We start from the raw sequence: 22130 nt of genomic DNA, 5'->3' as shown, positions 1-22130 counted from the left end.
AGCGCGCTCAGTACCTGTGCACAATCTCGGCAGGCTGCTGTGCAGGCAGCACCGCGCCATAGTCGTTGACGCTGGCAAAGTGCACGGTGGCGCTTGGCCCCTCGGCCCGGTCCAGGCCCGGCAGTGCAAACAGCCCAGTCGACAAGGGGGCGATATGGCTGCTGCTTGCCTCATACTCCCGTCCGTTCAAGTGCACGGACAGTTCAGCGAGGTTGACGTAAAAACGGCTGGGGTTGAGCGCCTCGAGCATCCAGGCGTTGTCACGCTTGAGCAATCGCCAGGTCAATGTTTGCGGCGCCTGCCGGGCATTGCCCGCAAGCTTATGAGGGCGGTACAGCAGCTTGATTCGTGAGCGCACAGCCAACTGCAAGGCATTGCCCTGGCCTTTGGGGGGAATGTCCAGCACATTCAGCCAGTACAGGCTTTCACGGTCTTGAGCAAAATCATGCTGTGTCTGGAACAGACGCAGCACCTGGCCCTTGCCCGGTTCAAGACGAAACAGCGCCGGTGTCAAGCTGAAAGGCACTTGTAGTTGCTCCACCGGTACGTCCGCTCGACCTTCATCGATCCAGACTTGCACCAGTGAGGGATGCTGCCCACTGTTGCTCAGGCTTACCGTGACTTCCGCTTCATCAGCGGGGTAGATCACCCGGGTCGTGGCAATGACCACATTGGCATTGACCGTTGCACTGAACAGACAGGCAGCCAGCAACCACCCGCGCCAGAACGGCAGGCAGAGACTTTTCATGGAGGTTTCCTGGATCAAGGGAAGGCAGCCCAGAAAGAGCTGCCTGAGATATCAAGGGTAGATAATGGTGTACTGCACTCGGGTGTTCACGGCCCCTGGGGTGGTGTTACCCAACGAGTAATATTCAGCCGAGTAGTTGAGCACCGCTTGGCCGTTGCTGATGCCAACAATCTGGGAGTTCTGGCTGCCTTGGGCACCCGCCAGGTTCATCGGTATATTGGTTGAGTTGCGCAGTTGAACTTCGACATTAGCGCTTCCACCTGCATCAACAATCAATCGCCCTTGGGGATTGACGGTAGGACCGGGTTCAAAATAGGTGGAAACGCGGGTCAGGCCAGGCGAACAGTTGGTCAACCTCAAGGCGAACGGCGTGTTGCCAGCGAACTGGCCGGGATTGGCCAGAAGGCGTGCCTGCACCGGCGGCAGCGGAACCGCCACGTTGTTCTGGCCACCATTGACCTGGCAGGTGCTCGCCAGAACGCTACCGCTGAAACTCATCTGACCGTTGGCTTGCGCCAGTCCCGTACTCAGAAGAAGGCTGCAACCCAGTGCAAGAAGATGCTTTTTTGAAGGTTTCATAGTGACATTCTTGTGGGAAATGATTGGGACAATCAGGCCCTGACCTGACTGTGCGCTGCTACGCAATACCCAGTCAGTATCTACAATGTCGCTATCGGAGAATGTCAGCTACGGTCAATCGGAGTGCCAGCTTTCGTTACAGCTCAGGTAGGAAAAAAACACCGACCCTGCGCGGCAACCGCGCAGGGTCGTGGCTTAACGCGAAACCGGCGTACGCAGGGTCACGAACTCTTCGGCAGCCGTTGGATGCACACCGATGGTTTCGTCGAACTGCTGCTTGGTCGCCCCGGCCTTCAGCGCAATGCCAAGGCCCTGGATGATTTCGCCGGCATCCGGGCCGACCATATGGCAACCCAACACGCGGTCGGTGTCGGCATCGACCACCAGTTTCATCAGGGTCTTTTCCTGGACTTCGGTCAAGGTCAGCTTCATCGGCCGGAAGCGGCTTTCGAATATCTGCACCTTGTAACCCTGTTCCAGTGCCTGCTCTTCGGTCAGGCCCACGGTGCCGATGGGCGGCTGGCTGAACACCGCCGTCGGAATGTTCTGGTAGTCCACCGGGCGATATTGTTCGGGCTTGAACAGACGTCGAACCACGGCCATGCCTTCGGCCAGGGCCACCGGCGTCAGTTGCACACGGCCGATCACATCACCAATGGCCAGGATCGACGGCTCGGTGGTCTGATACAGGTCATCGACGCGGATGAAACCGCGCGGATCGAGCTCCACGCCGGTATTTTCCAGGCCCAGGTTGTCGAGCATCGGTCGCCGGCCGGTGGCGTAGAACACGCAGTCGGCCACCAGCTCGCGGCCATCCTTGAGGGTAGCCTTGAGGCTGCCGTCGTCCTGACGCTCGATACGCTGGATATCACTGTTGAACTGCAGATCCATACCGCGTTTTTCCAGCTCTTCCTTAAGGTGCGTGCGCACCCCGCCGTCGAAGCCGCGCAGGAACAGCTCGCCGCGGTACAGCAGCGAGGTTTTCGCTCCCAGCCCCTGGAAGATGCCGGCAAATTCCACGGCGATATAACCGCCGCCGACCACCAGCACACGCTTGGGCAGGTCTTTGAGGAAGAAGGCCTCGTTGGAGCTGATCGCCAGTTCCTTGCCCGGGATGTCCGGAATCTGCGGCCAGCCACCGGTGGCGATCAGAATATGCTCGGCGCTGTAGCGCTGGCCGTCGACTTCCACTTCATGGGCACCGGTCAGCCTGGCGTGGCCTTCGAGCAGGGTCACACCGCTGTTGACCAACAGGTTGCGGTAGATGCCGTTAAGCCGCGCGATCTCGCGGTTCTTGTTGGCGATCAGCTGGCCCCAGTCGAACTGGGCATCTTCCAGCGACCAGCCAAAGCCTGCGGCCTGCTCGAAGTCGTCGGCGAAATGCGCGCCGTAGACCAGCAGTTTTTTTGGCACACAGCCGACGTTGACACAGGTACCACCCAGGTAACGGCTTTCGGCAACCGCCACTTTTGCACCAAAGCCTGCGGCAAAACGCGCAGCGCGCACACCGCCAGACCCGGCACCAATCACGAACAGATCAAAATCGTAGGCCATTTCAGTCTCCTTGCCAGGCCGTCAGCATACCCCGACTGACAAGTCGGAAACAAAAAAGCCACCCGAAGGTGGCTTTTTCATACAACACCGAAGACTTAGTAAGCCTTGCCGGTCTTGTAGAAGTTCTCGAAGCAGAAGTTGGTCGCTTCGATGTAACCTTCGGCGCCACCGCAGTCGAAACGCTTGCCCTTGAACTTGTAGGCAATAACGCAGCCATCCTGGGCCTGCTTCATCAGGGCGTCGGTGATCTGGATTTCACCGCCCTTGCCCGGCTCGGTTTCTTCGATCAGCTTGAAGATGTCCGGGGTCATGATGTAGCGGCCGATGATCGCCAGGTTCGACGGGGCATCTTCAGGTTTTGGCTTCTCGACCATGTTGCGTACACGGTACAGGTCGTCACCGATCAGGTCACCAGCGATCACACCATACTTGCTGGTTTCCTGCGGGTCGACTTCCATGATCGCAACAATGGTGCAGCGGTACTGTTTGTACAGCTTGACCATCTGCTTGAGCACGCCGTCGCCTTCGAGGTTGACGCACAGGTCATCCGCCAGCACCACGGCGAACGGCTCATCGCCGATCAGCGGACGACCGGTAAGGATCGCGTGACCCAGGCCTTTCATTTCAGTCTGACGGGTGTAGGAGAACGAGCACTCGTCGAGCAGTCGGCGGATACCGACCAGGTATTTTTCCTTGTCGGTGCCCTTGATCTGGTTTTCCAGCTCGTAGCTGATGTCGAAGTGGTCTTCCAGGGCGCGCTTGCCACGACCGGTGACAATGGAAACCTCATTCAGCCCAGCTTCCAACGCTTCTTCAACGCCGTACTGGATCAGTGGCTTGTTCACCACCGGCAGCATTTCCTTGGGCATGGCTTTGGTAGCAGGCAGGAAGCGAGTGCCGTAACCGGCTGCCGGGAACAAGCATTTCTTGATCATATACATCCTTAACAAGGGCTATGCGTACTAAATTCGGCGCAGTCTAATCAGGCGGCGGTCACCTTACAATGCCCTGCCACCTGTCGAATGGTGCCATGATAGAGAAATCCTAGTGTAGATAGTTCCCGCAATTCGTAAATATTGCACCAGACAATGACCACCGGCATGCGCTTGGGGCTTGGCAACCGAAGAAAATCCACCTGGCAGAACCTGACTTCAGCGTCAGAACTGCACATCAAGAATCACACTGTCCAGGTAGGTGCCAGCCGGCGGTGTGGCCTGATCGGAGTAAACCTTGGCGTTGTAGTTGAAAACCTGACTACCGGTTCCGGTACCCGCCCCCGGATTGATGTCGGCGTCACTGCTGGCACGCCGGGCGCTGGAGAGCATGCCCCAGCGCTGCGTACCGGCGCTTTTGAAAATGTCATAGGCCAGGTAGTTATTGGCACTGGACTTCATCCGCCGCCGCCCACCTGCCGCATTCTGGCCGTCATCCAGGCCTACCGTGTAGCTGCTGCCCTTGGTGCAGGACAGGTTGATGCTCTGATTGACTGCGGTAAAGCCACTGATCACCGGGGCACTGCCAAAGCTGATGGCCGGCGTGGTGATCTGGCAATCGTTGGTCACCGTCAGATTGATGGTCAGACTGGTCGATTGCTTCAAGATCTGACGACCGAGGCATGCGCCAAGCAGGCCGATGCCATAGCAGTAATTGATGTCCCACTCCACCACGAACGACTCCTGATACAGGCCGGCCGCGACATTGCTGCCGATCAGGCTTTTCAGGTAGATCGGCACACTCTTGGGTGAAGTGCCGTTGAGCAACCCGAGCGCATCGATGATGCCATTGCGGGCAAAGTCGTAGCGTTGGTTGCGGTTAATGGCAAAGCTGGTGGTGTTGTTGGCATACAAGGTGTAAGCGATCACATCACCCGTGGGCCCGACCAGCCCGCTGGTACCGCCGACCGGGGTGAAAGTGGCATAAAAATGGTCGTCGCTGGCCAACAGGCTCAACAGCGAGCCGGTGCACTGCAGGCCGGCGTTGCTGGTGGAGGCGGACTGCACCACATTGCGCACCTGCGTCGAGTTGAGCGAGCCAAAACTCGCCGGGGTGGTCGCCACCACCGCGCACTGAGCCTGCACCTGAGCGGTGAGCAGCAGCGCCAGGACCGCCAGCGGACGCTTCATTGGCACACCAGCGGCCCGATCAGCGGCACCTGCGGCTGATCGCCCTCGACACTGAACTGCACACGACATCTGCCACCATCGCTGCGTTCGACCTCCAGGCTGTTGTGTTCGGCCAGCCCTTCCAGATAGACCAGCCCGTCCCAGCCAACAACGGTGCGAGCGCCACTCTGTTCAAGCCGCACCTGGCTGCCCAGCGGCAGATCGCGCTGCGCGCCGTCGACCAGGTGGATACTGGCCGCTACCACCCGCTGCATCGGAAACTCCAGCAGATACCCCGTGCCGCGGCGCACCGCCAGGCGCTGCTCGACTTGCGGCACTTGCACGGTGCTGGGCAGCTCCATCGGGTCGATCTCGTATTTCCCCCGGTAGTAACCGCTGCTCCAGGGCACCAGCAAATGCCCGTTGCGATCGGTGCGGCCGACCAACTGGTTCTCGTAACGCACCGGGACATCGGCAAAACCATCGGTACTGACCACAACGAAAGCGTCGTCAATGCGATTGGCGGCAAACATCCCGGCATCCATCCAAACCAGCGAACCGCTGGCATCCGCCCAGCGCGTGGTGTCGCCATCCGTGCCATAGGCGCCAGCCTGCAACTGCACTGACTGCAGGCGCCAGGTCAGGTCGGCCTGACGATAGGCCTCGCGGTCACCCTCGGCATAGCCGAGGTTGTAGCCCACGCCGCCGCCCGCCGGCACTGCACGACTGTAGTTGACCCGCTGCAGGTTTTCGCCGTTGTTGTTGCGTTCGAGGCTCAGGCTCAAGGTGCCGCTCATGTCGAACGGGATCACCCATTGCGCCTGAACAGCCCATTGGCTGTCACCTATCTCGCGGTTGGCCGACAGGTACAGGCTGCTGTTGCCCCACAAGGGCTTGCTCCAGCTCAGGTTGAGCAGGCGGGTGCGGCTGTGGTCACCGGCACGCACATCGAAGTAGCCAGCCCCCAGGCTGCCGTAGCGCTCCAGGTTCAGGCTCAGGGTGACTTGCTCACTGCGCTGGCTCAGGCGCGTGTAAGGGCTGTCGACCAGTGACAGGTCGGCGTAATCGCCGCGTCGTTGCAAGCGCTGATAATTGAAGCCCAGACGCGGGCTGTTGTACTGATAACCCAGACTCCATTGCTGGCCGCTGCGGCTGTCAAAGCTGCTCTGGCTCAGCGCCGCATTGAGCACACCCCAATTACCGACCTGCCAGTTGCCACCCACACCGCCCAGCGTCAGTGACTCAGCGGCTTCGACGTGACTTTCCAGGGTGAAGCGCTCACTCACACCGTAACGCAGGCTGGCGGCGGCCACGCCCGGGCCGTAGGCAAAATCACGCAAGGCGTAGTCGCGACGCAGACTGCCGGCGGCAACCGAGAAATCGCTCAGGCCCTTTTGCAGCAAACTGCTGGTGACGTAGAACGGCAAGGTGGTGGACACCTGGCGCCCCAGGGCATCGGTGGTCACCACCACCGCTTCACCGGCGCCATTGATAAAGGGGATGTTGGTCAGGGTGTAGGGCCCAGGCTGCAACTCGGCACTGGAGCTTTTGTAGCCGTTGATGAACAGATCCAGCGATGAGGGGACCGCCGCCTCACCGGCAAACGCCGGCAAGGGATAGGTGACCAGGTCCGGGCGCACGGCAAAATCCCGCGAGACCTGCACGCCGCCCAGGCGCACCGAACTGGTCCAGGGCAAGGCACCACTGAGCACGTCGCCCACTTCCAGGGTCAGCAGGCGCGCTTCGTCGCTATAGCGCCAGGTGGTGTCGTAGCGTCGAAAGCCGCGCTGGCTGTCATCGAACTCGTTGCCGCCCAAGGCCTGACGCCACTGCCCGGTGGTCGATAAGGTGCCCCAGCTGTCAAACAGGCGCAGCTCGTTCCAGGCGGCAAGGTAGGTGCCGCCGTCGTCGCTGTCGTTCAGATACAGGTCATAGTTCAGCAATGCCCCAAAGCTGCTGCGCGCATCGCTGGCCGGGTACAACTGACGGTTACCGATGGCCTGGGTCGGCAACCAGGTAGCGGGCACTTGCAGGAGCAGGCGCTGGCCCTGACTGTCGTAGTCGGCGTGCAGACCGCTGATCGTGTCCAGGACCACTTCAGCGCCGCTCAGCCCTGGTACCTGGATACCCGCCGCCTGCAGGTCCGCCGTGGCCATGTACAGGCGCCCGGCGCGTTGCTGCACCGCCACCAGTTCAGGGCTGCTCATCTGATTGACCACCAGCTCCAGGTACAACTGCGCATCGCCAACCGCTTGCAGGCTGGGCGGTGGCGGTGGCAACTCGGCGCCAAGCAGTGGGCCACAGCCCAGCACCAGCAGCGCACAGGCCGCCAGCACCCGCGAGCGGGTCATGGCCGGTGAAATACTCACACACGGTATCCAACCATTACCGGGTCCTCCCTGGCCCCTGTTCCCGCAGTATCACTGAGCGCTTATTGCCCCTGGCTCAGGGTCTGTGCCGGTTCCTGACCGTTGACCCGGCCCTTGAGCACCGTGGCCGCTGTCATCGGTTGCGGCACCGGCCAGCGCATGCTGGCGCCAGGCAATACGTAGCCAAGCAGGCCTTCGACCAGCGGACGGTGTTGCCCCCCCTGTTGCAGCACCACATCGGTCAGGCGCGCATGCACAGGCCCGGTGTTGCGAATCTCCACATAAGGTCGGCCCTGCACCGAGACCTCGCGCCAGCTCAGCGCCGGCTTGCCGACACTGTTCGGGTCGCGCTGGCCGCTGGTGTCCGGCTTGCCCCACAGGCCCTGGCCGTAGACGAACAACGGTACCGAGTAGCGCATCTGAAAGCGGATCGCAGCCTGCGGCTTGTCAATGTGAGTGGCGTCCGGCAAGGCCGGCGGGATCTCATCGATAATGATCCGGTAGGCTTGCTCCTGGCCCGCCGGGGAGGCACTGGTGCGGGTCAGACGGATCAACTGCTTTTGCCCTGGGGCGATAGTCGCCACCGGTGGGCTGCCGATAATCTCGCGCTGGGCCTGGTACTGATCGTCATAGTCGCCCTGGCGCCAGGCGAATACTCGCACCTGCAGGCTGGCCGCTGCTGTGCCGCGGTTTTCCAGCCACAGCGCGGCAGCTTTCTGGTCAGCCTCAAGCACCGGATCAATCGGCCAGATCAGCACCGAGGTAGCCGCCTGCAAGGGTGCGCCCGACAGCACCGCCAGCATCAAGCCCAGCCCTTTGATTACCCCGCGCGAATTGCCAGCGCTTACCCTCATCCGCAGTCTCCTTGGTTGTCGAATACACCCGGCAAGTCCTCTCACCAGGTCAGCACCACTTGCACCACATCGGTGTAGCTGCCAGCCGGCAGGTTGCCGCTCAACTGCGCCCGGGCGTACACCGGCAACTTGATCGCATTGGGGTCGCTGTAGGTCACTGCGACGCTCTGGTCGATACCCAGGCTCTGGCTGAAGCCGGCGTCACGAAACAATTGATAGGCCAGCAACTGCGGGCCCGTGCTGCGTTTGAGATTGCGGGTGCCACTGCTGTTGTTCTGTCCGCCACCGATGCTCATGCTCAGGGCCACCCCCGGCGTACATTGCAGGGTCACGCTGGTGCCGGTGAACGCGGTGCTCACAGGGCCGCTGGAAAGCGCCGAATAGCTGCCGAAGTCGAGGCTGCCGTAGTTACTCCCCCCACCAACCACCAGGCATCCCGCCACCACCTGGGCACTGACCTGGAAGCTGCTGCTGACTTGCGCTGTCAACGGCGCAGGAACGGTCCACACCAGCACCATCATTAGCCCGTGCAACGGACGCAACACGCCTCAGAAACTCAACTCGACGTTCACCGTGTCGGTGTAGACCCCGGCCGGCAGGCCGGCCTTGCCCTTGGCCAGGCCATAGAGGTTGACCGTCTGCGCGACGCCCGTGCTGGTCGGTAGCGTGATCGTGCCGTTGATCGCCAACGGCTGGGTATGCCCTGCATCGGTATAGAAGTCGTAAGGCACGAAGTTGCCAGCACCATCGGCCAGCGCCCGGTTGCCGCCGGCAGACTGAGCGTCGTGCGCGCCGGTGCCGATTTTCACCACCGGCACCGTACCGCTGGAACAGAGGATACTCATCGCCCCGCCACCACCGCCCAGCACCTGGCCCGGCGCCTGGGTGAACAACGCTTCCTGGGTGCCAAAATCCAGTGCACCGAAATTCACACCACTGCTGCCGCTGGCACCGTTGACCTGACAGCTGGCCGTCAACGTCAGGGTGGCATTGATCTGCCCGGTTACGCTCGCCGCCTGGGCTTGCGTACACAGCGCGAGGCCGACGCCGGCGAAGAGCAATCGAGAAATGTAAGGCTGCATGAGTCACTCCTTGCGTGTTACCAGTCCAGGGTCACCATCAGGGTGTCGCGATAGATGCCGGCCGGCAGTGCCTTGGGATGGGCGAGTACCGCGCCGTAGATGGGTATGGGGATCTGCGCGGCACTGTTGATGGCGAAATTGCGCTGCTGGCCAATGCCATAGCGGGCCGCACCCGAGAGGTCGGCCGACAGCTGATAGGGAATCAGCTCGCGGCCATTGCGCAGACGGCGATTGGCCCCATCGCCATTGGCGCCGCCATTGATACTGACGCTAAAGGCCCGTACCGAAGGGTTGCAGCGCACCTGCAGGCTGCCCGCTTCACCCACTTCATCCAGGCGCGAATGCAGCGGGTTGGTCCAGCTCGGGCCTTGGCTGCCAAAGTCCAGCACACCGGCTCCGGAGGCATCGATGCTGCTGCCGGGGTCGCCACTGATCTGACAGGCGGCACTGATCACCAGTCGCGCCTGGATATGCCCGCTCACACCGGCGAAGGCGTCAGGGCTCACCAGTAACAACGGGCCGATACTCAACAACAGGGCTTTTTTCATGCTGCCAGTTCCTTTAGCAGGCACCTCTTGAGCAGGCGACACAGTGGCCTTCACCAGGTGACGGTCACCTTGAGCAAATCCGAATAACGTCCCACCGCTGGCACCTGGGCAAGACTGTCGATGCGGGCATACAACGGAAGCTCCAGCGAACCGCTGGCGGGCACTCGCGCATGCTGTATCACGTTGACCGGCAGCGGCACGCGCCAAGCCGGATCCTGATACAGGCGATACGGGATCGGCCGGGCCGAAGGTTGGGCGTTGGTCAGGTAGCGTACTTCGCCCACGCCGCCGTGTTGACCGGCGTCGACCTGGACCTGGTAGCTGGTGTCAGGGTTGCACTCAAGCCGCGGCGGGCGCTGGCTCAGTAACTGGGCGGTCATGGGGCCGGAGGGCGAGTCCAGCCGGGCCGTGCTGCCGAACTCGAGGGCACCCAGTGCCTGGGCACCGGCTTCGCGGGTCTGGTGGATAAGCATGCAGCCGCGCTGCACCTCCACTTTCACCTCAACCATGAATTGGGCGGCGAGCGCACTGTCAGCCACGACCAGCCCGAGCATCACCGCCAGAGAGCATCCCTTCACCATCACGTCCTTGAATGCAGGATTAATCTGAACTTGAGGGTAGCAGCCGAGAAAAAAGCTGCCAGCTGGCGAGAAAACGTACAAGTCCGGTACAGGATTTTTCGCCAGGCTAGCCCGGTCGGGAATGCTGGCAGCCCTGGAACATATTGGTTAGATTAGCCGCGCTCGCTCAAGCCGGTCCTTGAGCCGCACTAACCTCAAGGAGCCCAGATTGCCTGCCCTGCCAACCTCCTGGATACGTTCGCCGCTGCGTGCCCTGCGCCGACGCCTGGGGGCTGTGGCGGGCGACGAAACCGACTGTGCCGACAGCGTTCGTCAGTATTTTCGCAACAAGGCCGCCGCCCAGGGCTACACCCTGAGTCTCGGCCAGTTGCAGGTTATCGAACACATGGCAACCCAAGCCGCCCGCCTGGACAGCGGCCAGGCCCGCAGCCTGTACCTGCATGGAGCGGTCGGCCGCGGCAAAAGCTGGCTGCTCGATGGTTTTTTCCAGGCCTTGCCCCACACGCACAAGCGCCGCTTGCACTTTCACGATTTTTTCGCCCACCTGCATCAAGGCATGTTCGAACACCGCCATCAGGACGATGCCCTGGCCTGTACCCTGGACCAAATGCTCGAGGCCTGCCAGGTGTTGTGCTTCGATGAATTCCATGTCCACGACATCGGCGACGCGATGCTGATCACCCGGTTGTTCCAGGCCTTGTTTGCCCGGCGCATTTTTGTCCTGGTGACGTCCAACTACGCGCCTGAGGGGCTGTTGCCCAACCCGCTCTACCACCAGCGCTTCAAGCCGGTCATTAGCCTGATCAACAGCCAGATGCAGGTGCTGCAGGTCGATGGCGAGCAGGATTACCGCAGCCTGCCCAACGCCGCCAGTCAGCAGCGTTTTACTCAAGGCCACTACCTCTGCCCTGGCAGCCCGCAACAACGTCAGGCGTTGCGACTGCCTTCGCTGGGTGAGGTCTCGATACCCCTGCAGGTGGGCAAGCGCGAGCTGCAGGCGCGGCTCATCCGGCAAGACACGGTGGGATTTGATTTTGCCCAGCTCTGCGCACAGCCCACGGCCGTCATCGACTACCTGGAACTGGCCCGGCGTTTCGATCACTGGATCCTCGACGGCCTGCCGTGCCTGGAGCAGTGTTCGATCGCCGAACAACAGCGCTTCATCAACCTGGTGGATGTGCTCTATGACCAGGACAAGCACCTGGTGCTGATCGGCGCAGCGCCGCTCGACGAGAGCCTGCAAGGCATGGCCAGCGACCTGGCCCGGACTCGCAGCCGTCTGGGTCAACTGCGCCAGATCGGCTGAGGATATGACACTAGCGCATTGCCCAGGCTGACAACGTGTGGGCGTCGGTGATCTTGCCGGCGCGGATCAGGCCTTTCATCTCTTCCTCGGAATACACCAGGGTACCCTTGGTCTCGCCATCCGTTTGCGTTGTCACCTGCACCGCATCAACGGCCAGGTACACTTCGACCGAGCTGCGGATCAGTGAGGTGTTGGTGTGCACCTTGCCAAGAAACGCCCAGGACTCAGCTTCATACCCGGTCTCCTCCAGCAGCTCGCGCCTGGCGGTCTCCAGCAGGGTTTCGTTCGGCTTGCGGCCACCGCGCGGCAGCTCCAGGGAATCCTGGTCGATGGCACCCCGGTAGTGCTGGACCATCAGGTACTGGCCCTCGGTATTCCTAGCCAGGATTACAGCAGCGTTGACCTCATGCTCTTCCGTCACGATAAAGTACTTACCGCGCTTGATTACGTTGAAGAACGGGGTCTGCAGCAAGATCTGAAAAGCCTGCTCTGGTGCGTTCATGATTTACGCCTTAGTCATCTGACAGTGCCCGGTCAAACTCGAAAATCACTTCCGGTTTGAGCTTGAGGTAAAGGTATTGTGGTCGGCCCATGGCGAGCTGGACGGTTTCGTCAGTCAACGCGATGAGCTGCGCTTCGATCATTTTCTTGACCCGCTGGACGATGCTGGTCTTGCCCTTGGCCGGATTGGCGCCCCTGACCACCGAGAACAAGGTGATCACATCAGTCATGGTGAACTTCATCGGCAGCATGGAGAAACCGATGCTGGTGTAGCGGAATTTACCCGCGAGACGCCCCCTGATTCTGGCGACCAGATCGTTGTGGTCGAACGCCAGCAAGAACTTCTTCTCGCTGACAGCAACCAGGTCTACCCACTGCTTGTCGCCTTCAACCTCCACCGAGTCGTCGACCATGGCCATGTAAACGGTGGTCGTGGCCCAGCCCCTGGGATCACGTACGGCATTACCGACTGTTACCACCTGCTCGCAATGGCTAACGCTAAAACCGACCTTGGGTGAAAGCAGCAGGCGATCGATTGCCGCTTCCAGGCTTTGATCCTGGGTGTCCCCGTTGATGACCAGGCCAGGCAAAGCCCACTGACCGAAATAAGGTTCGTCCGGGTTTTGGCGCTTGTGCAGGAGAATTTCCGCACGGCCAAGCTCGCGATTGAATCGAAGGATCCCGACATCGACCGACTGGATGGCCCCTCTTCGTTCTTCACTCACTTTACGCACTCTTCAACGATTGATCTGACGACATCCGCCCAGTATCGGCGAAAACCCGGTAGTCCGTCATCCGCAGGCCTGGCGCTATCCAGCTTGAAGGGATGTCGCCACCGGCCTTGAGGGCATCACGGATCATCGTGCTGTGGACGTTGATGGTCTCCGGCATGGTGACGACCGAAAACTCGTCCATGATCGCCTGGTAGCCATGAAACGTGTGAAGCACCTTCAGGTTGTCTTCACCCATCACCAGGGCAACGTCTTTTTTGTCCAGGCCGAAGCGATCGGCAATGAACCTGAGCAGGTCAATGCTGAAAATCGGCGACTTGCGCCGGAAAAGTTCACGCTCGCAATCATCGACAACCAGGCGCGGCTCGTTGAAAACACCGACGATTTTTTCCAGCCACTGCACGCGCAAGTCGAAATCCACCATTTGCTTTCCAAACGGGTGGCAGAACGAAGGCACCACCAGCACCAACTCCGCTTGAGGCAGCAGTGCAGCCATCACCTGGGCGTGCCCTGCATGTGGAGGATTGAACGCCCCGCCATATACCGCCAGTTTTGCTTTGTTCATGCCGCCCTCCTTTCGCACATAGTACGTATCACGTATTATGTAGTCAAATATATCATCGAAAAAACTGCGGCATCCCTAGGGCGATAAGCACTCAAGCAGCACCTTATAAAATGGCACTGCATGATCCACCTTCACCTATTTCAACAATTCATGTTGACTACTTAATACGCGTCACGCATTATGTGCTCAAGACGACAGCGGAGGCACTGAGATGAACTTCCCCCAATCCGAAATTGCTAGCTTTGACGTTGATGCACAGTGCGGGTTCAGCCCGCTTTGCCCAGATGAACTCCCGGTGCCCGGCGGCGATGAAATCGTACCGGCACTGAATTTCATGGCTTCGCTCGCCGGCTTTCGAGTGGGCAGCAAGGATGCGCACAGCCCCAATGCCAAATGGGTTGTCAGCTCTCACGCCGAGATGGGTGCCCCGACAGGGCTTGCCCACGCAGACAAAACCTGGGTTCCACACTGCGTCGTTGGCACACCGGGTTTCGAGCTTCTCCCCGGCCTGCCGAAAGTCACTGAATACGGTTACATGGTCTACAAGGGCCTGGAGCTCGACTTGCACCCTTATGGCGCGGTCTATCACGACGATGCGATGACCACCGGCGTTATCGAAGTGTTGCGCGCCAGGGGCATCAGGAAAGTACTGGTCGGCGGGCTTGCCCTTGAGTACTGCGTGAAAATGACTGTGCTGCAATTGCTCGCCGCAGTTTTTGAAGTGGCGTTGTACCTGCCCGCCTGCCGAGCGATCAGTCAGGAGGATGCCGAACAGGCACTGCTGGCGATGAAAAATGCCGGCGCGGTGCTGGTGAACACTGAAGAACAATTGAGCCAATTCGTAAGTGAGGGGAAGTAACATGGAAAGTGTCTTCGACTACAACAAGCCAATCGTCCGCTCACCCACCGACGACGATTTCTACAAGCTGACGATGGGCCAGGCTATCTATCACTCGTACCCTGCAGCTGACTCGGAATGGGCTTTGCGCGTACGCTCGAATGAAGACCTGACGCCTTACATCGGTGAGATCCGTGAGGCCATCGAACAGCTTCAGGAACTGCACAGCACCCAGGACATGCTGCGCCACCTGCGCGCCATCCCGTTCATGAAGCATGACTATGTGGACTACCTGGAAGACTTCCGCCTCAAGCCCCGGTTCGTGAAGGTCGGCAAGGCCAACGGCCAGCTGGAAATCCGCGCGCGCGGCCCCTGGGTCGGTATCTCGCCATTCGAGATCAAGATCCTTGCCATCGTCAGCGAGATCCGCAACCGCCACGTTTACCCCGACCTGTCTCTGGAGCAGGTGCGTGAAAGCCTGTACAGGAAGTTCGACTGGTTGAAGGCCAACGCCAGCGCCGATGAGCTGGCTGATTTCAAAGTGGCCGACTTCGGCACCCGGCGCAGGATCTCCTTCAAGTCTCAGGAGGAAGTCGTTAAAACGATGATGCGTGACTTCCCGGGTGTGTTTGTCGGTACCAGCAACGTACACCTGGCCCGCGAACTGGACATCAAGGCCATCGGCACCAACGCCCACGAGTGGTACCAGGCTCACCAGCAACTCGGCCCCCGCCTGATCGACAGCCAGAAGGCCGCACTCGATGGCTGGGTCAAGGAATATCGCGGTGATGTCGGCGTGTGCCTGACGGATGTGATCAACCAGGACGCCTTTTTGGCTGACTTCGACGCTTACTACGCGAAGCTGTTCGATGGCTGCCGCCACGATTCGGGTAACCCGCTGGCATGGGGGGATCGCATGATTGCTCACTACGAGTCACTGCGCATCGATCCGCGCAGCAAAACCCTGATCTTCAGCGATGGCCTGAACCTGGGCGATCGTTCACTGGAGATCCTGCGTCACTTCCGTGGCCGCATCAACGTCTCGTTCGGCATCGGCACGGATCTCACCAATGGTGTCGAAGGGGTCAAGCCACTGAGTATCGTGATGAAGATGGTCACCTGCCAGGGCCAGCCGGTAGCCAAGATTTCCGATGCACCGGGCAAGTCGCAGTGTGAGTCACCGGAGTACCTGTCGTATCTGAAGCAGGTTTTCAACGTCAAGGAGGGCCAGCAATGAGCACTAATCTGCAATCTGACAACCCGGCTGCTCGCATCGCTCACGACCTCAAGGTCAATCAGTGGACGGATGAGGCAAAAGATGCGGCGCAAGAAATCGCTACCCGCATAGACTTCCTCAAAGAACGCGTACGGGCCACGCACACCAAAGGCCTGGTGCTGGGTATCAGCGGCGGCGTTGACTCCACCACGGCGGGCAAGCTCTGCCAGATTGCGGTTGAGCAGTTACGGGCCGAAGGCTACTCGGCGAAGTTCTACGCAGTGCGCCTGCCCTTCTACGTCCAGCGTGACGAAGAGGACGCTCAACAGGCACTGCGTTTCATCAACCCCGATGAAACCCTGACTGTCGACATTGGTCAGTCCGTCGATGCCATGATGGGTGCGTTGAGCGGCCAGCACACCGCTGATGAGCACGCGATCGACTTCGTCAAAGGCAACGTCAAGGCGCGCGCACGCATGATCGCCCAGTACGCTATTGCCGGTGATAAAGGGTGCCTGGTGGTGGGTACCGATCACGCGGCTGAAGCGGTGATGGGCTTCTTCACCAAGTTCGGTGATGGCGCTTGCGACCTGACCCCGCTGGCTGGCCTGGTCAAAGGACAGGTCCGCCAGATCGCGTTGGTACTGGGAGCGCCTGCAGACCTGGTAGTGAAAACCCCGACCGCCGACCTCGAAGATCTCGACCCAGGCAAGCCGGACGAGTTGGCCTACGGCTGCACTTACGATGAAATCGACAACTTCCTGCTCGGCAGGCCGGTTTCTGCGCAAAGCGCCAAGGTCATCATTGGCGCTTACGCGAAGACCGCCCACAAACGCGCCCTGCCCTATGCTCCCTGACGAAGTCGCTTTCAGTGGCCAGGCTGTACTCCCACCGCTCAACCGGTGCGAGCGAAACTGGCCAGCACTGCTTCGATTTCCCCCAGTACTGCTGGATCGTCCAGGGTCGAGGGCGGTGTATAGGCCTGCTGATCGGCGATCTTGCGCAATACCGCACGCAGGATCTTGCCCGAACGGGTCTTGGGCAGGCGCTTGACCACCCGCACCTGATTGAAGCACGCCAGAGCGCCGATCTGCTCGCGCACGCTCGCCACCAGTTCGCTCTGCAAGGCGGCCTCGTTGATGCCCTGGCCGTCCTTGAGCACCACCAACGCCAAAGGCACCTGGCCCTTGATCTCGTCGTGCACACCAATCACCGCGCATTCCGCCACCGCCGGATGACGGGCGACCAGGTCTTCCATCTCACCGGTGGACAGCCGATGCCCGGAGACGTTAATGACGTCGTCGGTACGTCCCATGATGTAGACAAAGCCATCGTCGTCCAGATAACCGCCGTCGCCGGTGTGGTAGTAACCCGGATAGGCCGAGAGGTAAGCGTCCAGGTAGCGCTGGTGATCGCCCCACAGCGTCTGGCTGCAACCTGGCGGCAATGGCAAGGCAATGACGATGGCGCCCTGCTGGTGGGCACCGAGCAACTGGCCGTCGTCGTCCAGTACGCGCACGTGGTAACCCGGCACTGCGCGGTTGCTTGACCCCGGCCGCGCCGCGCTGCCGTCCAGCCCCACGCAAGGTGCGGTGACCGGCCAACCGGTCTCGGTTTGCCACCAGTGGTCATGGACCGTCTTGCCGCTGGTCGATTCCAGCCACTGATGGGTGCTGGAGTCGAGCTTCTCCCCCGCCAGGAACAACTGGCGCAGTGAGCTCAGGTCATAGCGGCGCAGCAGCTCGCCATCAGGATCCTCCTTGCGGATTGCGCGCATGGCGGTTGGCGCGCAGAACAGGCCATTGACCCGGTACTGCTCGACCACTCGCCAGTAAGCGCCAGCATCCGGGGTGCGGATCGGCTTGCCCTCGTAGAACACCGTGGTGCAGCCATTCATCAGCGGACCGTAGACGATCAGTGAGTGACCGACCACCCAGCCGACATCGGAAATCCCCCACCACACATCACCGGCCTGCATGCCGTAGATATGGCGCATGGCAAAGCCCAGGGCCACGGCATTGCCGCCGTTTTCGCGGACGATGCCCTTGGGTTTGCCGGTGGTGCCGGAGGTGTACATGATGTACAGCGGGTCGGCGGCCGCCAGCTCCACCGGTGGCACCGGGCTGGCAACGGCCACAGCGCTGTGCCAATCCAGATCGCGGCCCTCTACCAGGGTCGCCTGCGCTTGCGGCCGTTGTAGCACCAGCACCCGCTGCGGCTGATGTTTGGCCAGCGTCAGGGCGCGATCAACCAGCGGCTTGTATTCGATCACCCGATCGAATTCCAGGCCGCACGAGGCCGTCAACAACAACTTGGGGCGGGCATCGTCGATCCGCAGCGCCAGCTCGTTGGCGGCAAAACCGCCGAACACCACCGAATGCACTGCACCGATACGGGCGCAGGCGAGCATGGCCATGGCTGCCTGGGGCACCATGGGCATGTAGATGATCACCCCGTCACCCTTCTGCACGCCAAGTTCGCGCAACAATCCGGCCAGGCGCGCCACTTCGTCGCGCAATTGCACATAGGTGAATTGTTGCTGGCTGCCGGTCACTGGCGAGTCATAAATCAGCGCGGTTTGCTCACCACGGCCCTGTTCGATCTGATGGTCCAGGGCCAGGTAGCAGCTGTTGAGGCGACCGTCGGCAAACCACTGATGGGTGCCATCGGCGTTTTCACTGAGGGTCTGCAGTGGCTTGCGGTACCAGGCCAGGTCATCGGCCTGATCGGCCCAGAACGCAGCAGGTTCGGCGATGGAATGGGCGTAACTGTGCTGATAAGTCATCGATACTGAACCCTGAACTTGTTGTTATTTAAAAGGGCGAATGTCGAGTATGGACGCACGTGACGAGGCTGCCATATGACTTAAGTCTTATCGGATGTGCACAAATGCATGCCCGGTCCTCAGGGATGAATGACTGGCACCCAAGTCACCTGCTGCGGACCGATTCCGCTATCATGGCGGCCGCTTTTTTACCGGACCCGCGTTCTCCTCATGCACACCCTCACCGACCTCAAGACAGGCCGACTGGCAGGTATTACCCGGCTCGATCTGAGCGACGAGCTTGAACACTTCCCACGGGAAATCTTCGATCTGGCCGACAGCCTGGAAGTCCTCAACCTGAGCGGCAACCGCCTGAGCGAACTGCCTGATGACCTGGGGCGCCTGCACCGGCTCAAGGTGCTGTTCTGCTCGGACAACCACTTTACCCACGTGCCTGAAGGTGTCGGCCGGTGCCCTGCGCTGGAAATCGTGGGCTTCAAGAGCAACCGCATCGAACAGCTCAGCCCCAACGCCTTGCCCAGGCGTCTGCGCGCATTGATATTGACGGACAACTGCCTCACCGCTTTGCCCGAGGCGCTGGGTGACTGCGCGGACCTGCAAAAGCTCATGCTGGCCGGAAACCGCTTACAGTCGCTGCCCACCAGCCTCGCACGCTGCCAGAAGCTTGAACTGATGCGCATTGCCGCCAACCAGTTGCAGGCGTTGCCGGACTGGTTGCTGCAGATGCCGCGCCTGGCCTGGCTGGCCTATGCCGGCAATCCGCTGCCGGCGCCGTTCTGCACGCCTGAAGATCCCGGGCATTGCCCGCGCATCGATTGGCAGCATGTGCGCCTGGCCCAGGTGCTGGGCCAGGGTGCCTCCGGCGTGATCCATCAGGCCCGCTGGCGGGAGCAGGATGAACCGGTGGCAGTCAAATTGTACAAAGGCCAGATGACCAGCGATGGCTCTCCCCTGAACGAGATGGCCGCCTGCATCGCTGCTGGCGATCATCGGCAGCTGGTGCGTCTGGCCGGGCGTATCGACAACCATCCCGAGCAACTGCCTGCGCTGGTGATGCAACTGATCGACCCGAGCTGGTTCAACCTGGCCGGGCCACCGAGCCTGGCCTCTTGCACCCGCGACACTTACCCGGCTGAACGGCGCCTGAGCCTGTCATCGGTCAGACGACTGGCAGGTGCCATTGCCTCGGTGGCTGCCCATTTGCACGGGCATGGCATTACTCACGGCGACCTGTATGCGCACAACATTCTGTGTGATGAAGCGGGCGACTGCCTGCTGGGCGATTTTGGTGCGGCATCGTTTTATCCGCAGGATGGCAGCACTGCAGCGGTAGCCCTGCAACGGATCGAAGTGTTGGCATTCGGGGTGCTGCTGGGGGAATTGCTTGGATGCTGCGAGGAGGATTGCCAAGCATTGCGCGAGGTGCAGCAGCTATGTGTACAGCCTGAGGTCATGCGGCGACCAGGGTTTGCGGCGATCAGTCAGCACCTTCGCGGCGTCTGAATCGCGGGGCAAGCCCGCTCCCACAGGACCTGTGGGAGCGGGCCTTGAAGCTGTATATCAGCCAGCCAGACCTACATAGACATTCTGCACGTCATCATTGTCATCGATGGCCGTGAGGAAGGCTTCTACTTCGGCCATCTGCTCATCGCTCAAGCCGCTGACCGGGTTCTTCGGGGTGTAACCGATCTTCGCCGAAACAACGGTGAAACCTTGAGCAGGCAGGGCTTTCTGCACGGCATCCAGGTCGGTGGTGTCGGTGATGAACAGGGTCGAGCCCTCTTCTTCACCTTCTGCGAAGTCCTGGGCGCCGGCTTCGATGGCGGCCATTTCCGGGTCGGCGTCGGCCGAGCTCGGTGTGGCTTCAATCAGGCCAACGTGGTTGAAGTCCCAAGCCACCGAGCCCGAAGCACCCAGCTGGCCTTTGCGGAACAGTACGCGGATTTGCGCCACGGTACGGTTGACGTTGTCGGTCAGGCACTCGACGATCAGCGGCACCTGGTGCGGGGCAAAACCTTCGTAGGTCACCGCATTGTAGTTCACCGCGTCGCCATCAAGCCCAGCACCCTTGCGAATCGCCCGCTCCAGGGTTTCGCGGGTCATCGAGGCCTTTTTGGCCTGCTCGACCGCCAAACGCAGGCGTGGGTTCATGTCCGGGTCAGCGCCAGCCTTCGCGGCGATCTGGATCTCTTTGGACAGCTTGCCCATGATCTTGCCTTTGGCGTTGGCTGCTGTTTCTCTATGCTTGGCTTTCCACTGTGCGCCCATCTCGACTCTCTTTGTTTCAGGTGCCGGTTCAGGTAGCGACCGGCAAAGTGGGTGCAGTTTATACGTCCTCGTGGTGGCAATCGACAAAAAAACTACTCAGGCCTTGTCGGCTTTGCCCGCCGCCGCGGCAAAGCGCGCCAGGCGTACGTCCAGGCGGCGCGGGCGATGCCCGTGGTCTTCGGCCTGCTCCTTGCGACGAATGGCATTGCGCACCATCAGCGAGCCCAGGTAACGGATCGGTTCAGGCGGGAAATAGCCCAGCGGACCGTTGACCAGCGGCGAGCGGGTCCATGGGTTATCCAGCCCCAGCGACAGCGACGAAAGGATCTGCCCGCCCATATGACACGGGCCGACACCGCTGCCCGAATAACCGAAGCCATAAAACACATTGCCCTGGCTGCCCAGACGGCCGAAGAACGGCAAGCCGGTAACCGAACGGTCCGAAGGCCCATTCCAGGTCGCCGCCACCGGTACATGGGCCAAGGTCGGGAAAAAGTCCCCGAGGCTACGCCGCAACAGCGCCTCGTAAGGCGACGGCTGGTCGAACACCGGCAGCATCCGGCCGCCGTAGGCAAAGGTATTGCCACCCTTGCCGAGCATCAGCCGGCCATCGCTGGTGTTGTGGTAGTAATGCACGAATATCCGCGAGTCCAGGACGCTGACGCCGCTGGTCAAGCCGATCTGACGCAGCAGCTGCGGCTGCGGTTCGGTGATGATCATGTCGCTGGAGACAATCGCCACGCTGCGTTCGAACTGCGGGAATGCCCGCGCCATCCAGGCATTGAGGGCCAGCACCACACGGCCGGCGCGGACCGTGCCACCGGCGGTTTCCACCCCGGCCTGGGGCCCTTCCTGCAAACCGGTCATGGCCGTGCCTTCGTGGATGCGCACACCTTTTTGCAGGGCAACCCGGCGCAGGCCACGCACCAGCTTGCCCGGTTGTACCGTGGCGGCGGCCGGCGAGAACCAGCCTTCCAGGTGCTTGGCCGAGCCCGCCAGGCGTTGTACCTGCTCCACCGGCAAACGCTGGAACGAGTTGATGCCCTGGCGCTCCAGGGCGGCAATCACCCCATCGGTGGCGCCCATCTGGGCGCGGTTGGTGGCGGTGTACAGGGTGCCGTCCAGACGGTAGTCGGCATCGATGCCATGGGCCCGGCAAAAGTCACCGATGGCATGGATGCTCTGTTCCGAGGCCTTGACCAGGCGCACCGCCTCCTGCATCCCGAACAGGCGTTCGAGGGTGAAATACTTGGCCGACCACGACAAGGCACAACCGCCATTGCGCCCACTGGCCCCGGCACCACAGATGTCGGCTTCGATCAGCACGACGTCCAGCGCCGGGTTGTGTTCCTTGAGCATCAGCGCGGTCCACAGGCCGGTGTAGCCACCGCCGACAATGCACACATCGCAGTGGGTGTCAGCGGCCAGCGCCGGACATGCGCTGGCGTGTTCCTGATCCAGCGCCTGTTGTAGCCAGAAGGGTCTCATGATCGGCTTCCTTGA

Annotated in this window: 22 protein-coding genes; 5 read left to right on the top strand and 17 right to left on the bottom strand. The window is 61.1% G+C overall.

Annotation, left to right across the window (positions count from 1 at the left end):
- Positions 1-7: 7 nt before the first annotated feature.
- From AC07OF_RS20920 to AC07OF_RS20870, 11 genes are all read right to left on the bottom strand, one after another.
- Complete coding sequence (locus AC07OF_RS20920; protein WP_495073393.1) at positions 8-748, bottom strand: fimbrial biogenesis chaperone; 741 nt, start codon at positions 746-748, stop codon at positions 8-10.
- A gap of 51 nt (positions 749-799) precedes the next feature.
- Positions 800-1327: a fimbrial protein gene (locus AC07OF_RS20915; protein ID WP_157193066.1), complete on the bottom strand. Its 528-nt coding sequence runs from the start codon at positions 1325-1327 to the stop codon at positions 800-802.
- Between the two features lie 195 nt (positions 1328-1522).
- Entirely contained in the window at positions 1523-2881 is a 1359-nt protein-coding gene (gene gorA, locus AC07OF_RS20910; RefSeq protein ID WP_157193067.1) for a glutathione-disulfide reductase, read from the bottom strand.
- A 95-nt stretch (positions 2882-2976) separates the two neighbouring features.
- Positions 2977-3816, bottom strand: a complete 840-nt coding sequence (galU, locus tag AC07OF_RS20905; protein ID WP_157193068.1) for a UTP--glucose-1-phosphate uridylyltransferase GalU — start codon at positions 3814-3816, stop codon at positions 2977-2979.
- 222 nt (positions 3817-4038) lie between these two features.
- Positions 4039-5004, bottom strand: coding sequence for a Csu type fimbrial protein (locus AC07OF_RS20900; protein ID WP_157193069.1), 966 nt, complete (start codon positions 5002-5004; stop codon positions 4039-4041).
- On the bottom strand, positions 5001-7334 hold the full coding sequence (locus tag AC07OF_RS20895; RefSeq protein ID WP_495073410.1) for a fimbria/pilus outer membrane usher protein: 2334 nt from the start codon (positions 7332-7334) through the stop codon (positions 5001-5003). The genes AC07OF_RS20900 and AC07OF_RS20895 overlap by 4 nt, the downstream gene beginning before the upstream one ends.
- Before the next feature lie 80 nt (positions 7335-7414).
- Positions 7415-8206: a fimbrial biogenesis chaperone gene (locus AC07OF_RS20890; protein ID WP_157193070.1), complete on the bottom strand. Its 792-nt coding sequence runs from the start codon at positions 8204-8206 to the stop codon at positions 7415-7417.
- Positions 8207-8247: 41 nt separating this feature from the next.
- A complete protein-coding gene (locus AC07OF_RS20885; RefSeq protein WP_157194761.1) occupies positions 8248-8727 on the bottom strand; it encodes a Csu type fimbrial protein in 480 nt (159 codons plus the stop codon).
- A 27-nt stretch (positions 8728-8754) separates the two neighbouring features.
- Positions 8755-9288 carry a Csu type fimbrial protein gene (locus AC07OF_RS20880; protein WP_157193071.1) on the bottom strand — a complete coding sequence of 178 codons (534 nt, stop codon included), beginning with the start codon at positions 9286-9288 and terminating at the stop codon, positions 8755-8757.
- 17 nt (positions 9289-9305) lie between these two features.
- The gene (locus tag AC07OF_RS20875; RefSeq protein ID WP_157193072.1) at positions 9306-9836 is read right to left on the bottom strand and encodes a Csu type fimbrial protein; all 531 of its coding nucleotides are present in this window, start codon (positions 9834-9836) and stop codon (positions 9306-9308) included.
- Between the two features lie 50 nt (positions 9837-9886).
- Positions 9887-10417: a Csu type fimbrial protein gene (locus AC07OF_RS20870; protein WP_157193073.1), complete on the bottom strand. Its 531-nt coding sequence runs from the start codon at positions 10415-10417 to the stop codon at positions 9887-9889.
- A gap of 208 nt (positions 10418-10625) precedes the next feature.
- Here AC07OF_RS20870 and zapE point away from each other — a divergent pair, with 208 nt between their 5' ends.
- Positions 10626-11723 carry a cell division protein ZapE gene (gene zapE / locus AC07OF_RS20865; protein WP_408635332.1) on the top strand — a complete coding sequence of 366 codons (1098 nt, stop codon included), beginning with the start codon at positions 10626-10628 and terminating at the stop codon, positions 11721-11723.
- A gap of 10 nt (positions 11724-11733) precedes the next feature.
- Here zapE and AC07OF_RS20860 read toward each other — a convergent pair whose 3' ends face one another.
- Genes AC07OF_RS20860 through AC07OF_RS20850 form a run of 3 tightly spaced genes read right to left on the bottom strand, consistent with a single transcriptional unit; the run spans position 11734 to position 13520 of the window.
- A complete protein-coding gene (locus AC07OF_RS20860; protein ID WP_157193074.1) occupies positions 11734-12225 on the bottom strand; it encodes an NUDIX hydrolase in 492 nt (163 codons plus the stop codon).
- A 10-nt stretch (positions 12226-12235) separates the two neighbouring features.
- A complete protein-coding gene (locus AC07OF_RS20855; protein ID WP_157193075.1) occupies positions 12236-12949 on the bottom strand; it encodes an NUDIX hydrolase in 714 nt (237 codons plus the stop codon).
- Between the two features lies 1 nt (position 12950).
- Positions 12951-13520 carry an adenylyltransferase/cytidyltransferase family protein gene (locus AC07OF_RS20850; RefSeq protein WP_157193076.1) on the bottom strand — a complete coding sequence of 190 codons (570 nt, stop codon included), beginning with the start codon at positions 13518-13520 and terminating at the stop codon, positions 12951-12953.
- A 211-nt stretch (positions 13521-13731) separates the two neighbouring features.
- Here AC07OF_RS20850 and AC07OF_RS20845 point away from each other — a divergent pair, with 211 nt between their 5' ends.
- The 3 genes from AC07OF_RS20845 to nadE are packed head-to-tail and all read left to right on the top strand — an operon-like array spanning position 13732 to position 16431.
- Positions 13732-14379, top strand: a complete 648-nt coding sequence (locus AC07OF_RS20845; protein WP_157193077.1) for a nicotinamidase — start codon at positions 13732-13734, stop codon at positions 14377-14379.
- 1 nt (position 14380) lies between these two features.
- On the top strand, positions 14381-15595 hold the full coding sequence (pncB, locus tag AC07OF_RS20840; protein ID WP_157193078.1) for a nicotinate phosphoribosyltransferase: 1215 nt from the start codon (positions 14381-14383) through the stop codon (positions 15593-15595).
- The gene (nadE, locus tag AC07OF_RS20835; protein ID WP_157193079.1) at positions 15592-16431 is read left to right on the top strand and encodes an NAD(+) synthase; all 840 of its coding nucleotides are present in this window, start codon (positions 15592-15594) and stop codon (positions 16429-16431) included. The genes pncB and nadE overlap by 4 nt, the downstream gene beginning before the upstream one ends.
- 38 nt (positions 16432-16469) lie before the next feature.
- Here nadE and AC07OF_RS20830 read toward each other — a convergent pair whose 3' ends face one another.
- On the bottom strand, positions 16470-18359 hold the full coding sequence (locus tag AC07OF_RS20830) for a propionyl-CoA synthetase (RefSeq protein WP_495073392.1): 1890 nt from the start codon (positions 18357-18359) through the stop codon (positions 16470-16472).
- Positions 18360-18569: 210 nt separating this feature from the next.
- Between AC07OF_RS20830 and AC07OF_RS20825 the strand changes: the two genes are divergently transcribed.
- Positions 18570-19862, top strand: a complete 1293-nt coding sequence (locus AC07OF_RS20825; RefSeq protein WP_157193081.1) for a leucine-rich repeat-containing protein kinase family protein — start codon at positions 18570-18572, stop codon at positions 19860-19862.
- Between the two features lie 57 nt (positions 19863-19919).
- On the opposite strand, the gene AC07OF_RS20820 is transcribed toward AC07OF_RS20825, so the two are convergent.
- Together AC07OF_RS20820 and AC07OF_RS20815 are read right to left on the bottom strand one after the other, a co-directional pair.
- Positions 19920-20627 carry a YebC/PmpR family DNA-binding transcriptional regulator gene (locus AC07OF_RS20820; protein WP_157193082.1) on the bottom strand — a complete coding sequence of 236 codons (708 nt, stop codon included), beginning with the start codon at positions 20625-20627 and terminating at the stop codon, positions 19920-19922.
- A gap of 96 nt (positions 20628-20723) precedes the next feature.
- On the bottom strand, positions 20724-22115 hold the full coding sequence (locus tag AC07OF_RS20815) for an FAD-dependent oxidoreductase (protein WP_157193083.1): 1392 nt from the start codon (positions 22113-22115) through the stop codon (positions 20724-20726).
- Positions 22116-22130 lie beyond the last annotated feature (15 nt).

This window comes from Pseudomonas sp. GW821-FHT10B02, from assembly GCF_059415665.1.
This window is presented reverse-complemented; position numbering and strand designations above follow the sequence as displayed.